General features: G+C 49.7%; 10 protein-coding genes. 3 read left to right on the plus strand and 7 right to left on the minus strand.

All coding sequences use genetic code 11. The annotated features are described in order from the left end of the window. Positions 1 to 256 precede the first annotated feature (256 nt). Positions 257 to 1,174 carry a serine hydrolase gene (locus tag ABYP73_RS05555; RefSeq protein ID WP_372944729.1) on the plus strand — a complete coding sequence of 306 codons (918 nt, stop codon included), beginning with the start codon at positions 257 to 259 and terminating at the stop codon, positions 1,172 to 1,174. 18 nt (positions 1,175 to 1,192) lie between these two features. Next, positions 1,193 to 4,015 carry a hypothetical protein gene (locus ABYP73_RS05560; protein ID WP_372973693.1) on the plus strand — a complete coding sequence of 941 codons (2,823 nt, stop codon included), beginning with the start codon at positions 1,193 to 1,195 and terminating at the stop codon, positions 4,013 to 4,015. On the opposite strand, the gene ABYP73_RS05565 is transcribed toward ABYP73_RS05560, so the two are convergent. Genes ABYP73_RS05565 through ABYP73_RS05580 form a run of 4 tightly spaced genes read right to left on the minus strand, consistent with a single transcriptional unit; the run spans position 4,009 to position 10,397 of the window. Next, positions 4,009 to 5,271 (minus strand): serine hydrolase, encoded by a 1,263-nt coding sequence (locus ABYP73_RS05565; protein ID WP_372973694.1) that lies wholly within the window; start codon positions 5,269 to 5,271, stop codon positions 4,009 to 4,011. The genes ABYP73_RS05560 and ABYP73_RS05565 overlap by 7 nt on opposite strands. 1 nt (position 5,272) lies before the next feature. Continuing rightward, the gene (locus tag ABYP73_RS05570; protein WP_372973695.1) at positions 5,273 to 8,218 is read right to left on the minus strand and encodes a PEP/pyruvate-binding domain-containing protein; all 2,946 of its coding nucleotides are present in this window, start codon (positions 8,216 to 8,218) and stop codon (positions 5,273 to 5,275) included. 33 nt (positions 8,219 to 8,251) lie between these two features. Continuing rightward, on the minus strand, positions 8,252 to 9,325 hold the full coding sequence (locus tag ABYP73_RS05575) for a DUF1611 domain-containing protein (RefSeq protein ID WP_372945311.1): 1,074 nt from the start codon (positions 9,323 to 9,325) through the stop codon (positions 8,252 to 8,254). Positions 9,326 to 9,335: 10 nt separating this feature from the next. Beyond that, positions 9,336 to 10,397, minus strand: coding sequence for a pyridoxal-phosphate dependent enzyme (locus ABYP73_RS05580; RefSeq protein WP_372973696.1), 1,062 nt, complete (start codon positions 10,395 to 10,397; stop codon positions 9,336 to 9,338). A gap of 217 nt (positions 10,398 to 10,614) precedes the next feature. Between ABYP73_RS05580 and cls the strand changes: the two genes are divergently transcribed. After that, on the plus strand, positions 10,615 to 12,021 hold the full coding sequence (gene cls / locus ABYP73_RS05585) for a cardiolipin synthase (RefSeq protein ID WP_372945309.1): 1,407 nt from the start codon (positions 10,615 to 10,617) through the stop codon (positions 12,019 to 12,021). Between the two features lie 46 nt (positions 12,022 to 12,067). On the opposite strand, the gene ABYP73_RS05590 is transcribed toward cls, so the two are convergent. From ABYP73_RS05590 to ABYP73_RS05600, 3 genes are all read right to left on the minus strand, one after another. Continuing rightward, the gene (locus ABYP73_RS05590) at positions 12,068 to 12,706 is read right to left on the minus strand and encodes a hypothetical protein (protein WP_372945308.1); all 639 of its coding nucleotides are present in this window, start codon (positions 12,704 to 12,706) and stop codon (positions 12,068 to 12,070) included. Positions 12,707 to 12,871: 165 nt separating this feature from the next. Further along, the gene (locus ABYP73_RS05595; RefSeq protein WP_372945307.1) at positions 12,872 to 13,294 is read right to left on the minus strand and encodes a hypothetical protein; all 423 of its coding nucleotides are present in this window, start codon (positions 13,292 to 13,294) and stop codon (positions 12,872 to 12,874) included. A 60-nt stretch (positions 13,295 to 13,354) separates the two neighbouring features. Next, the coding region (locus ABYP73_RS05600) for an MBL fold metallo-hydrolase RNA specificity domain-containing protein (protein ID WP_372973697.1) at positions 13,355 to 13,959 on the minus strand (605 nt) is incomplete at its 5' end.

Consider the following 13,959-nt stretch of genomic DNA (forward strand, 5'->3'; position numbering starts at 1 on the left):
GGAAAACCACCAGGGATCGAATACCTGTCATTTTTAATCTGTTATTTATAAGGATCGGAATGTTGGAATTTAACACCTTCAGGGCTCAATTCCGCAGAATGCGAGATTAAAAATACCACAATTTTAACAGTGGTGATATACTATTTCACGAAATGCCTTATTTTATTGATCCTACAAGAGTTAGACGATCTAAAATATTAACACATATCGTATATGAAATTGAAATAATTTTACGTCGTCAAATAACGAATTAAATATGAATCTTAAATATTCACTTACGGCCATTTTCTTTACCCTCTGCAGCCTCTTGCCTGCCCAGAGAGAATTGCCTTTGAAAGTACCCAATGAAAATATCCGACCCCTGAGGTCCCTGCTGGACACCTCCCTCCAGCGGAGTCTTGAAAACCAGATCTACAAGAATCCCGAGTGGAAGAGGCTCATTGAGTCTAAACGAATGGCGGTCGGACTCGTAGACCTGCGGGATCCTGAAAACGTGCGATTTGCGAGGATCAACGGCAACCACATGATGTATGCGGCCAGCCTGCCCAAGATCGCTATCCTCCTGGCGGCCATGGATGCTATTGAGAAGGGGCAACTCAAGGAAACCTCAGAGGTAAAGAAGGATATGCGCCTCATGATCAGCAAATCGGATAACCAGGCATCCACCCGAATGATAGACCGTGTGGGCTATGCCAAGATAGAAGAGGTCATGACCAACCCCAAATACGAGTTCTACGACGAAGATACGGGCGGTGGCTTATGGGTTGGAAAACGCTATGGCGGAGGGGGTGATACCCACAGGGAGCCGATCAAGAACCTGAGTCATGCGGCTTCAGTGACCCAGGTATGCCGTTTCTATTACCTCCTTGCCAATGGTAAGCTGGTGAACCAGGATAAGTCGGCCCAAATGCTCGACATCCTCGAAAACCCCGAGCTCCACCACAAATTTGTGAATACCCTCAACATTCTCGCTCCGGATGCCAGGATCTTCAGGAAATCCGGGTCCTGGAGAAATTACCACTCGGATTCTGCCCTGGTTTGGGGGGTGGACAAAAACAGGAGGTACATCCTGGTCGCCCTGATCGAGGATCCCAACGGGGAACAGATCATCCGGAATTTGGTCAGACCCGTAGAAACCACCCTAAAGAATTTCAAAAATTACAGAAAAGGGTAAATTCGGGCAAAATTCTTTATGAAACTGCAGGAAATCCTAAAGAAATCGTTCAACATTCAGGAAGGTGAATTCAGGATCGCCTTTCTGATGCAGTTGTACGTCTTTATGATCATCACCAGCCTGCTGATCATAAAACCAACCGTAAATTCCCTTTTCCTTTCCGAACTGGGTGTAGAAAGCCTGCCGGTCGCCTTCCTTTGGGTGGCCCTGATCGCCTACCTGAGTTCGTATCTGTATTCACGGGCGCTGAACCGGTTTTCACTCCTGAGCGTGGTGAAGACCACCCTTTCTATCACCATCGTCATCCTGTCATTGCTTGTTTTGCTGCTCAAGTTTGAGTTGCTGAATGCATGGATGCTTTTCTTCTTCTACGTCTGGGTCGCCATTCACGCGGTACTGTCTGCCTCCCAGTTCTGGGTACTGGCCAACCTGGTCTTTAACCCAAGGGAAGCAAAGAGGCTTTTCGGCTTTATAGGGTCCGGGGCGATCCTGGGAGGAATCTTCGGAGGATATCTCACTTCTATCCTTGCTCCCATTATCGGGAACAACAACGTTTTTATCCTCGCCATCGTCATTCTCTTTCTCTGCATTCCGCTCTTAGGTACCATATGGCGACTGAGAGTAGAGAAACTGAACCTGTTCAAGGTCAAGAAGAGAACGGATTTGGATTCAGACCGGCCCCTGAAACTGATTCGAAAGTCGAGGCATCTGACCTTTCTGGCCAGTATCCTGGGAATCAGTGTGATCGTCGCAAAGCTAGTCGACTATCAATTCAGTGATTTCGCATCCGCAGCCATTCCGAATCCCGATGATCTGACCTCCTTTTTTGCCTTCTGGTTCTCTACCTTCAATCTCCTTTCCCTGAGCATACAGTTATTCGTCACTCACAGGGTCGTAGGGGTTTGGGGCGTTGGATCTTCCATGTTGATCCTGCCGATGGGAATATTGGTGGGTTCGGTATTGTTCTTTTTCTTTCCCGAGCTCGCCCTGATCGTTTTCGTGAAGGCGGTCGACGGTTCCTTTAAGCAATCCATCAACAAAAGTGCCATGGAATTACTGGCCCTGCCCCTGCCCTTTGAACTTAAGAATAAGACCAAGACCTATATCGATGTTGTAGTAGACAGCGTGGCCACGGGAATCGCAGGGTTTATCCTGATATTTTTTGTGAGGGGACTTTCTGCCCCTTCCGTCTATATCACCGGGATCATCATCCTTCTCCTCATCCTCTGGGTGTACTTTGTCTTTAAGGTGAGGCAGGAATATTTTCAGACTTTCAGGGACAATCTGGCCATGGTACTCGAGACGAAATCTCCTTCCAAAAAATTGAATGTGAAACAGCATTCGGTGGTCGATGGGATGAAGAAGGTTTTCGAAAAAGGCTCGGAATCCCAGATCCTCTTCATGCTGGGTAAACTCAGGGAAATCAATGATCCGAGATTCTTCCCCCAGGTACAGAAATTGCTTTCCCATCCCTCGGTAAAGGTCAGGACTGCAGCCGTGCAAAGTCTGTATTTCCTCAACGTGCATACCATGGTCACAGAGATCCCCCTGCTACTGGCTTCCGGAGACGAGGACCTGATCACGGCTACCCTCGAATACGTCTTGCTGCATTCCAGCTCTGAAAAATCACAGGTATTCGACCAGTTCCTGGATCACCAGGATCCCAAGATCGCCAGGGCGGCCTTGTTCTGCCTGGCGAGGGAATCCAGGGACAATAATTCCCTGAGGACGCATTACCGGGTTGCAGAAAGGATTGAACAGCTGATCAAAAAGGCGGAAAACCAAAAAGACGATGTTGAACTGACCCATGCTGCCTTGAAGATCGCAGGGGTGGCCAACCTCCCGGAGTTCTACCCCTTTCTTTCGGAAGCCTTGAAGAGCCCGGATAAAGGGATCCAAAAAGAGGCTATTGAAGCGACGGGTCTCAGCCTGTACCCTCCCTTCATCAAAGAACTTTTGCCCTTCCTTTCTGAGAAGAACATGCGGCCATCGGTCATTGAGGCTTTTCTGGCCTACGGGCAATACCTCGCCCCCTATCTCATTCGGATTATCCAGGACAGGGAGGCACCGATTGAGCAGTGCCGGCTTATCCCTCTGGTCCTGAAACGAATGCCATCCCAGCAAACCGTGAGCACCCTGATGCTTTTATTAGACGATCAGGATGTGACGATCAGGCAGGAGGCGATCAGGGCCCTGAGCGATCTCAAGCGGGATTATCCCCAGTACAGGTTCGATCACCTGAAAGTGGTCCGGAATATTCTGGAAGAGTGCCGGATGTACCATCAATCCCTTTCCGCCCTGCACACGCAGATCATCATTTCGTATCGCAACCGCACCAAATCCAGGCAGGTGGTCTCGGATGACGAGAGAAACGCCAGGTCTAGCCTGCTGGAGCTCCTGGAAAGACGACTTGATGCCGGACTTGAAAGGATCTTCAAGCTCCTCGGCCTGCGTTTTGGCACGCGCGATATCGACATTGCCTATGAAGGCATTCTGAGCGAAAAACAGGACGCCCAGTCACGGGCCATCGAATATCTTGATAACCTCCTTTACGGAGACCTGAGAAGGAAACTCATGCCGATCATTGAGAATACAATCCTTGACGTGAGCTCAGAGGAAGTACAGCAAACCCTCCTGTCTAAGGTTCCCACAGAATACGAATGCTTTCATACGCTACTGCATGCAAATGACCACAAGATCAAACTCGCAGTTCTTTACCTCATCGGGGAACAAAAGAATCCAAGGTACCAGCCCCTTGTGGAAATGATGCTGGAGCATGAGGACGAGCGATTGCGTGACTTTGCTTCCCAGGTCCTCGAAAAATTAAAGACCTCTCAGTAGACTTTTCGGATTGCCTTGTCTATGGCAGAAGCCAGGTACAAATGGTCTGAGGCCGAATTCTTTCTGAGAACATTAGACATCAGCACCACCATATACCGGCAATTGTCCGGATGCTCTACTATAATGACGGAGTTCATATAATTCTGCACATTGCCTTGGTATTTCCCACAGGGCTCACCCTTGGAACGGTCGCATTTATAGAGGCTACCTGACTTAAAATAAACCGCTGCATCCTTGAGGGCCGGGGATTGTGCGTAACGGATCCGCCTGTCTGTCATATACATCAATCGCTTCATCTCCAGGGAAGAAGCCTCATCGATGACCACACCTTGCTCGAGCTTAACCAAAAATTTCATCAGGCCCAGGGGGGTACCTATACTACCGCCCTTGTCGCCCACATAAATGTTCGCCCCTTTGGTAAAGAAACTTCCCAGGCGCCATTCGTCTTTCGTGATTCCGAGTTCTCTCAGGGGTAAATTGACCACATCATTGGCCAGATCCGTCAGTTCTTTTTTCGGGGTCTCCTTAAAATAGGCCATGGCCTGTTCTTCGGTAAGTTGCGGATAATCCTTCCCAAAAGCTGCCATCAACAGGGCTTCGCGCCATACGATGCTGGCTGCACCATTATTGCTCACAGACATCATATGGTCTGCCCATTCGTAGACCGTAAAAACATCCGAGGCGATCACCTGGCGCTTGACCAGGGTTTTCTTCTCCAGGTCGTAGATAGGGATGGTATGTTCATCGGTAAGGCCCCACTGCCCGGCTTTTACCGATCTGTTACTCAGGAGGGCGAGACGGTCCTCAAAGGAATCGGGATAGATCTTACTGAGTTGATCAAACAAGGCCACAAGGACGGCAATTTTACCCACGCTGCCGGGCTGGTACCCCAGGGTCTCATTCCTGTGGGCATACCGGAGCTTCTCGGGATCCGATATATCCAGTACACTTAAAGAATAGCTCCTGTCCATCCCCCTGAACAGGGCATTGATATCCTTTTGCAGTTGCTCGTCCTCGGCAAAAAAGACGGAAACACTATCTGCGTTCCTCGCTTTCAGGTTCAGGTGGATATCCTCCCAAGACCTTAAGGCACCGGGTGGAAGAGGGGTAGTGGTCTTGAGTTCACCGGACTGTATGAGTTCCAGTCTTTTCAAGCGCTTGATCCCGGTTCTTTCATATCCGTCAATGGGATAGAAAAATGATATTGATATAAGGGCGATGAACGGAATTCCGAAGATCTTGATGAATGTATTCATATTATAATTTTGTTGAGAGTTGAATGACTTTGTCTTTCCGGATTACAGGGGTGATCGATTCGAGGTAGGCAGATCCCAGGGCTCTTTTATTTTCTACAAAGGGCCTGATCTGGAACAGCCAAAGCTTATTGTCCTTGAAACCCAGTTCTACATCGTAGGCGCCTTTGTAGTCTGATTCTGTTTCTCTGGGAAGGATCTCCCGCAGGCTGGTCGCCAGGTTCCTGATGTCTGCCTTATTCCTGTTATTCAGGATGGGTTCTTCAAAGGTGGCGATCCGCCTTTCGGTTCCTCCCGTTTCCGGCAGCCTGTTGTAAAAGATCTCCCTGGCAGGAGCTAGCAGAAGATCGGATTGCCCGGTGATCAACCGTGTTTCGGCTGCCTGTCCGTCGACTGCTCCTCCGGCACCCCTACTGAAGGCGACGGTGAGATCCTTTTCGGTACCCACATTGATCCCCTTGGTGATCATCACCCCTGAATAATCCACATCCACGCTGGGGATAACCAGGATTGAAGGGAATACGTTCTCAGGGTTCAGCAGGTATTTTTGTCGCCATTTAAAACTGCGTTCGGTATAGGGAGAGGCCCATACGTCCTTTATCCCTTTGAGGATCTTTTCCCTGTCTACCGTGTTAAAGATCGTCAGGTTTAAACCCGCTCCGGTGAAATCCTTCAAATCCTCCATATTCGTATCACTTCTCAGAAAGACGGGGATCTTTCCCAGATCAGCTCCCAGCACCGAAGTAAATCCGGTTTCCAGGTCCCTGACAAAATCCGGGTCGAGCGCCATGGCCTGAATGGCTGCACGGAGGGTCTTAAGACGTTCTAACTGGAACTCCTCCACCTTTCCTTCGGGGGTTCCTGCCGCCCGCATTTCATCCGCCTCACGGAACATGGCATTGAGATAGTCCCAGTAACTGCCGCTTGTTTCAGGCATAGGGCGGTCCATATGCATCTTGAAAACCCCAAAGGGTATGACCAATCCTTCCACTACTTCATCGGGGAACATCTTTTTCAACTGCCCCAGGTTCGCGGCCTTGGGCCCGCATAGTTTTCCGGAATTAGAGGCATCCACAGACCTCATGTTCAGGACTTTTCTAACATCGAGGCGTATATCTTTCACGGGCACTGCTATCTTTTCCTCCTTTCGGGATTTTACTTCGAACAAAGCCTTTTCCTCTGAGGTCATCTGGTCGGCTGGTTTCAGGATCACATTCCCCTTGTTGGAAACCGCATAAAAGACCATGGTTCCGGCGTATTTTTTAAGTCCCTCCAGGTTGGAATCAGAAAGGGCTGCATTGGGGATCCCTAGATTCCTGGCCAGCAGTTGCACGTGCGACACGAGGTTACCTTCGGCTACGGTGGCTATACCCGCCACAGGCTTCAGGTCGGAGGGGGGCCTTTGAAAAACATAGATCTTGTCTGACGAAACCTCCATTTCTTCTTTCAGCCCTTCGACCACTACGAGTTCTCCCATGGCATAACCCGGGTTGAGTCCCCTGACAGAACTTTGATTCCTCAGATCCATGACCTTGTTGACCAGGTTGGATTCCCTCGCGATATAATCCCCGAATTCCCCAACGGCGCGACCCAGTTGAAGGACAAGAGATCCCCTGATCCTGTCATCGACAAAGCCATGGGCGAGCGGTTCAAAACCCGCGTACAACTCTGAGACCCCTTCGTAATGGGCTTTGAACATACTGGTACTCCACTCTACAGCACTGCGGGACCTTTCCAGCACATAGGTCAGTTCCTCCAGGGTAAGAGAATTTTTTTCATAGGCTGTCAAAGCGGATACCAGCTGTTCCCATTCCCAAATTTCCAGGTAACCCGAAGCGGCGGAGGCCAGGCCCAGGTTACAGATCTTTTTCAATTGTTCGCGAAGATTTTCCGGATTCCAGTCCGATTCGTATCGGAAGATCACTTCCTCCAGTTTGAGGGAGATCTCCAGCAACAGAAGCCTGTCTGAAGGAGAAACTTCGGATAACAGACCCTGTCTGATCTCCCACATGAATTCGGAACTGCCCTGGATTAAGGCAGGGCGATCCTCGGCTCCGGAGTGGGCCTCGATGAATCCTGTGAGGGATGCCCTTAAGTTTTCGTTTTTGAGCTTTTTCAGGTAGCCGGAAAGGGAATTCATGTCGAACGGCCGGTGAAACTCCTTCATGACCTTGATCAGGCCATTGAACTGTTTGGTGAGCTCGGGATCGAGGGAATTCCGGTTCTGGGCCAGGAACCGTTCCACGTCTGTAATGTCTGCAGGTTTGGGACTGCTGTGAATCTTGACCCTCAGATCCATAAAAGAAGGCAGGAGGTCAGAGATCACCTTAGACCGGCTGCGCATTTCCTGTCCCAGGTTCTCGTCTTCGGCATAGGGGATATCCTTCATGGAATTCCGGATCAGGAAAAAGTATTGCTTCAGGTTCTCTTCCCGGGAAAGTATTTCCCTGTAAAAGGCCTGCCCCCAGGCTGCTTCGTCTTCGGCCTGAACGGACCCCCTGTAAAACTGACCTTTGCGGTTGATCCAACCGTTATCTACAGTTCTGAGGTACTGGTCTATCTGGTATTGCTTTAACCTTGAGAAATTGGTTCTGGGGTCCCAGAAATCTGCCGGTTCATGATAGGCCAGGATCTGACCCAAATAGATCCCGTTCTTCCTTCCAATGTCCTCAACCACATCCTTGTACCTGGCGTGCTGAACCCCCGGGCCTATTTTCTCCGGACAGGGGTCCTTAGGGGCCCTGATACTCCCGTCTGAGCAGAACCAGCGAATATCTTTATAAGGGCCCCGAATATCCTTTTTGAATTCCTGTATTTTTTCTGCCAGATCCGTATCTGAATATTGCTGTGCTACAAGGGTCTGTGAACTTATGGGCAAGAGAAAGAGCACCATCAGGACCTTGAATATCAATGGAATCGCCCAGGAACAGGCATCTTTTGGCATTGTCATTCTCATATTTTTTCAAATAGGTTAAACAGTTGTTTATTTGAGGTGTTTTTTTACAAGTTCCACCAGGGGCTCCGCACTGAATGCCAGGACATCAAAAGCCGGGATGCCGGTCTCTTCTGTAATGCCCTTGCAAGCAGGTGCGATCTCCTCTTCCTTCATGTTCTCATGGTTAACGGTTATCGCGATAACCTTCTTCCCGGAGATCACCTCCAGGGCATGGATCTGTTCCGGCAGCGAATGCAGGCGATACCCCGGAAAACCATCATATTCCTTGCGGGTTGGGGCATGCTGCAAAATAATGTGGTCGGGTCTGCCAGCTGCCAGAATCTCAAATCCTCCGGGATAGGCCGGATTCATCAAGCTGCCCTGCCCTTCTATCACGATCACGTCGGGGTCTTCGTTCTTCCAGGCACTGACCACGGCATGCTCGATCTCGCCGGAAACAAAATCATTGATACAACTGTCCATGACCATGCTGTATTTCGCTCCCTGCATCCAGGCGGTCTGCCCGGTCCCCACCATTTCTGCCTTCAGGCCTGCCTTCCTCAGCCCATGAACCAAAATCCATGCCGTTGTTCGTTTCCCTATAGCCGAATCGGTACCTAGGATTGCGAGCTTTAGACAATCCACCTTTTCAATGTCCCCGGTAAAAAAATGGAGTTTATCCCGATCCGGGGTTTTGCGGATATCCCTGATCCGGCATCCTTTCTTCTGTGCCAGATCCACAAGGTTCTCGTCGTTCGTCAGGAAATCGTGTAAGCCACTGTCTACATTCCAACCCAGTTCCAGGGCTGCAGCAATGGTCTTTTTGGCTGCTGCCGGAAGTCGGCCCCCATCGGGCGCCAGGCCAATGACCAGGCTTTTTGGCATGGTGGGTTTCCCTTTAAAATGCTCCAAAGCCGAGCTCAGATCCTTAAAAAGTGGAATGCCATTCCGCCTTCCGTCCAGTACCTCCCCTGCATCCTTGCCGGCATAGCGGCTGTCGATCACACCCACCACGTTATATCTTTCAGTAAACCTGACCAATCCATGAGCGGTCTTTCCGTTCGGAGTGTTGAATGCCCCTTCGCAGAATACCAGGGCATTTCCGTCTATTGATTCTTTCATACTATTAAAGTTAATTCTTTGCCGTCAGGATGGCAACATATCGATCTGGTTCCATGGGCTCTGCCTCGTGCAACTCCAGCAGTGCAATGAGACCGGCCGTGGAAGCCGGGAGGATCCTAAAGCCTTCTTTTTTCTGTAAAAGGCTGGCCATTTCCTTTAACTTCCGATCGCTCACGTTGATGGCAGCCCCACCTGATTCCCTCAGGGCGTAAATGGCCTCCTCCCCGTCAAAACTATGCCAGTTGATCAAAGGTTCATTGAATTTGGTCTCCTTGATATTGTCAGGATTCAGGTCTTTACAATAATCAAGGCCTTTCTTAAAAGACTGTACAATAGGGTTTTTGTAGGAAGAGGACGCGGCGATCATCCTGGGAACCTTGGAGGTCTTGCCCCTCTTGTACAGGCTGACAAAGCCCCGGTAGATCCCCGCCAGCAGAGTGCCATTGGAGACGGGCACGGCGCAATATTTGGGCGCGTCTCCCAGGTCTTCATAGATCTCCTGAGCGATCTGTGCATAAGCCGTGATCTGCAGCGGTGTATTGGCCCCACCCGGATTGGCATCATACCACTCGTGCTCCCGGGCCAGTTCACTGCTCCTGGAGACCACGTCTTCATAACTTCCGGGAAGCCGGATGATCTCAGCATTGAGGGAACGCATTTCCTCCACCCTCTCGGTATGGTATGATTCCGGGATGTAGATCCTGCAATGTAAACCGGCGAGGTTAGCAGCCAGGGCTACAGCCACCCCGTAATTCCCGCAGGTCGCCAGGCTCACCACGTCAAAATCCCGTCTCAGGGCGTCGTACACCTGGGCAAAGGCGATCCGGTCCTTCTGGGTGCCCGTAGGGTTGTCCCCCTCGTATTTGATATATAGCTGGCGGATGTTGAACTCCCGCTCCAGGGCCTTGGCGCGGTTCAGGGCCGTGTCGCCCACTTCGAGGTTCAGGATATCCTCAAAGCTCTCGAGCCTGTCAGTGATCGACTTGCTCCTGTCGACCACAAATTCACTGAGTTTCCTAGTTTCAGAAGAGACCTTGTTCTCTGCGGTCTTTACGCCATCGCGTATATTCATAGGGCTATCTGTTCACCATCTATTATACTAAATAGATTGCATTTGATAAAGCAATATTACTATTTATTTCGATGGGGGATCACAGAATTTGCGGACTCCTCAACTCCTGAAACAACGGTCAACCGGATATGGAAAATCCCGCAGCAGGCCTCATTTGTCGATAATCTGTCTTATTTTTAAATGCAGGCTAAACGACCTGAGCCAATACTTCCCGTCTATGCTTGAAATCGCATTGATCGTCCTTTATATACTCACTGCCCTGACCCTGGTGATCGGATTGCTGATCAACGGGGTGAAACCTTCCAAGACCCTGGCATGGCTGCTGGCGATCTTCACCATCCCCGTCGGGGGGATCCTGCTTTACATCATGTTGGGAAGGAACCGAAGGAAGAAAAAGCTCTCCCAGATGAGGGATGGAATCCTGGATGTCCCTCCCTATTCAATGTCCCCGGCTCTCGATAAGATGCACCGCAAATACAAGAAGTTGATGACCCTTGTTGAATCAGCGAGCCATTATCCCCCCACTGACGAAAATATCGTGACCCTTCTGGAAGACGGCAGACAGACCTTTCACAGCATCTTCGAAGCCCTGGACAGTGCCGAAGAATACATCTACCTGCAGTACTACATCTTTGAAGAAGGCGAACTCACCGAGAAATTGCTTACCCTTTTTGAAGAGAAAAAAAAGAATGGGGTGGACATCAAAATGATCTATGACGGCATCGGAAGCTACTCCCTGAGCAATTCGTACATCAAAAAACTGAAGGCAATGGGCGTTGACGTATTCCCTTTCCTCCCTTTTCGTTTTGGCAGGTTCTTGTCCTCTCTCAATTACAGGAATCACCGAAAGATCATCGTGGTAGACGGAAAGGTGGCATTTACAGGCGGGATCAATATCTCGGATCGCTATTTCAAGGGAGATCCGAATCTAGGCCGATGGCATGACATGCACCTGGCCGTCAAAGGGCCGGCCGTAGCCCATATGGAGCACGTGTTTATATCCGACTGGTTTATGGTATCCGAACAAAAGATCGAAATGAGATGTTCCCCGGATAAGGTGCGCAAATACAGGGAAGACACTATTGTACAGGTGGTTCCGAATGGGCCTGATGACGTCTTTCCCACCATAGAACAGTCCTATCTCTCCATTATCAATGAGGCCAGCGAGTACCTCTATATCACCAATCCCTACGTCATCCCGAGCGCGGAGCTGCTCAAAGCCCTGCAGGTCGCTTCCCTGAGCGGAGTGGATGTAAGGCTGCTGGTCTCCGAGAAAACCGATTCGAGGCTGGTCGACTGGACGGTCCGGTCTTATTTCGACGAATTTCTCAAAGCAGGGGTCAGGATCTACCAGTTTCCCCACGGTTTCCTGCATTCCAAGATCATCGTGAGTGATGATGAAGTTGCCTCCGTGGGGACGGCTAATATCGATGTGCGGAGTTTTGAGCACAACTATGAGATCAATGCCCTGCTCTACGATGCTGAGATCGCGATAAAACTTAAAGAGAATTTCTTAGCGGACTGTAAGGAAAGTCAGGAGGTCCAACATCACGCCATCATACAAAGACCTGTACATCAGAAGCTCAAGGAAGGTTTGGCCCGCGTCTTTGCACCCCTCCTTTGAGGTCGGTGTGGGGGTTAAAACGGTTTCTGGCTGAAATTCATGAAATTTACTGGTTCTTCTCCCTGAAAATGAGTTCCTGCTCTTTCATGGCCGATACTACCAGCTCTATATATTCATCAATGGTGCTTTCTGCCTCAATGGGATCCGGGATCTCGAGGACGCCCCTCCAGATCAATTTTCTTTCCTTACCCACACAGATGCAGTAAAGAGAGGTCTCTACGAGATAGACCGTGTATCGTTCGTAGTATTCATCCTCATAATAGATATTCTGATGATTGAGATAGTCGTCCTTGAACCTGCCGTTCTGCCTGTCGATGTCGGATAATTTCCTGGCCAGGGTCTGACGGGTTTCAGAACCCAGGATCTTAGTAAACAGGATGGCATCAAAGTCTTTGTCTAAAAGGCTTTGTTCCACATTATCAAGCTCAGCTTCCGTTCTCGCACTAACCGTAAAATTGACATCAAACAGATCGATGCTACGCATGGCTTCTACTCCCTGCCGTTCGAATTTCGCTACCATTCTCGTCTCAAATTCCTGCCGTGCCTCGGGGTTAGGTGTCATGGCCACTACCAGCACCTTGCTGGCATCAAAGATCACTATATCCGGATTCTTCCAGCTGCTGACCAATTCAGCATCCGAACAACCGAGCAGGACGAGTATAATAAAACCGGCAATCCTCTTCATGGTCCCTGATTTTTCGGCTCCTGTGTCCCGCAAATTATCACGGAACTAACTCCTTTGAAATCCGACGGATCCACAAGATGAATGTCAGAGGAGTTTTAAAAGCCTCAGAGTTCAAAATACACCTTCTTTCACGTGATTCCTATGACAAAAGTCATGATGCCTGCCTTACTGGTCTTTTCTGTGGCGTTTCTTGAGGATGGTCTGTCCGTAGCGAAACATCCCGTGTTTTAGCCGCTGGAATTCAGCCAGACAGAGTTCCATATCTTCTTTGAGGTACTGGTGTTTATCCTTGTAGGCGGCATCCAGGGTAGTGTTAGCCAAGTCGAGCAAGCCACTTAACTGGTTTTCGTGTTCCTGCAACTGCTTTTTGAGGGCTTTGCATTTTTTCTCTGCCTGAGCGAGATCCTTCTGATGTTCCTGCAGATCTTCGAACAAGGCCGGAGTATCCGGTTCAAACACGTAAGAATTCAACAACCTGCTAAAAAATGTGATCTCGTCTGCCAAAAATTCGAGTTCTGAGAGCCACTTCCTCGATTCATCGTGAAGGAGTTCCAGGCTCGGTGCGGTGGATTTAATTTCTTTTTCCATAATGTGTGATTTAATTTTTCTTGTTTTGATTTCTCGTGATCATTAATCAGTATCCCTTGACTATATCAGTGTTACTGCTTCATCCTGACAGGGTATGGAAACGGACCAACCGTAACAGTCTTCTATTTTGGATTTAAAGACTGCCATAGCCGGCTCTTCCCCGTGGATCAGGAAGACCTGTTCAGGGATGTTCCTGATATCCCCCAGCCATTCCAGGAGTTCTCCCTGGTCTGCATGGGCCGAAAGGCTCCCGAGGTGGACCACCTCTGCCTCCACCCGGTAATCCTTCCCAAAGATCCTAAGGCTTTTTTTCCCCTCAAGCAATTTTCGCCCACGTGTCCCTTCGGCCTGGTATCCCACCAGCAGGACCGTGGTATTTTTTTTATCAAGGGTCCTTGTGAGATAGGTCAGTATACGCCCCCCAGTGACCATCCCGCTTCCGGCTATTACGATCTTTGGCCTGGGATCATCGATGGTCCTCCAGGTATCCCGATAACTGCTTACCAGGGTCATGTGTTTGAACATCGCCCTGAAATCGGCTTCCGGGATCTTATGCCAGGAGGGAAAATCCCTGAATACCCCAAGGACATCAGCCCCCATGGGACTGTCAACAAATATCGGTATGCCCGGTATATTGTTTTTCCGGTACAATTTCCAAAGGATGA

The organism is Muriicola sp. (assembly GCF_041567615.1).
Lineage (GTDB): Bacteria > Bacteroidota > Bacteroidia > Flavobacteriales > Flavobacteriaceae > Muriicola.

What these genes read in the sequence shown, in the direction of transcription:
- ABYP73_RS05570 (WP_372973695.1), bottom strand. Translation starts at nt 8,218, where the DNA reads ATGACAATGCCAAAAGATGCCTGTTCCTGGGCGATTCCATTGATATTC.
- ABYP73_RS05565 (WP_372973694.1), bottom strand. Translation starts at nt 5,271, where the DNA reads ATGAATACATTCATCAAGATCTTCGGAATTCCGTTCATCGCCCTTATA.
- cls (WP_372945309.1), top strand. Translation starts at nt 10,615, where the DNA reads ATGCTTGAAATCGCATTGATCGTCCTTTATATACTCACTGCCCTGACC.
- ABYP73_RS05555 (WP_372944729.1), top strand. Translation starts at nt 257, where the DNA reads ATGAATCTTAAATATTCACTTACGGCCATTTTCTTTACCCTCTGCAGC.
- ABYP73_RS05560 (WP_372973693.1), top strand. Translation starts at nt 1,193, where the DNA reads ATGAAACTGCAGGAAATCCTAAAGAAATCGTTCAACATTCAGGAAGGT.
- ABYP73_RS05575 (WP_372945311.1), bottom strand. Translation starts at nt 9,325, where the DNA reads ATGAAAGAATCAATAGACGGAAATGCCCTGGTATTCTGCGAAGGGGCA.
- ABYP73_RS05590 (WP_372945308.1), bottom strand. Translation starts at nt 12,706, where the DNA reads ATGAAGAGGATTGCCGGTTTTATTATACTCGTCCTGCTCGGTTGTTCG.
- ABYP73_RS05580 (WP_372973696.1), bottom strand. Translation starts at nt 10,397, where the DNA reads ATGAATATACGCGATGGCGTAAAGACCGCAGAGAACAAGGTCTCTTCT.
- ABYP73_RS05595 (WP_372945307.1), bottom strand. Translation starts at nt 13,294, where the DNA reads ATGGAAAAAGAAATTAAATCCACCGCACCGAGCCTGGAACTCCTTCAC.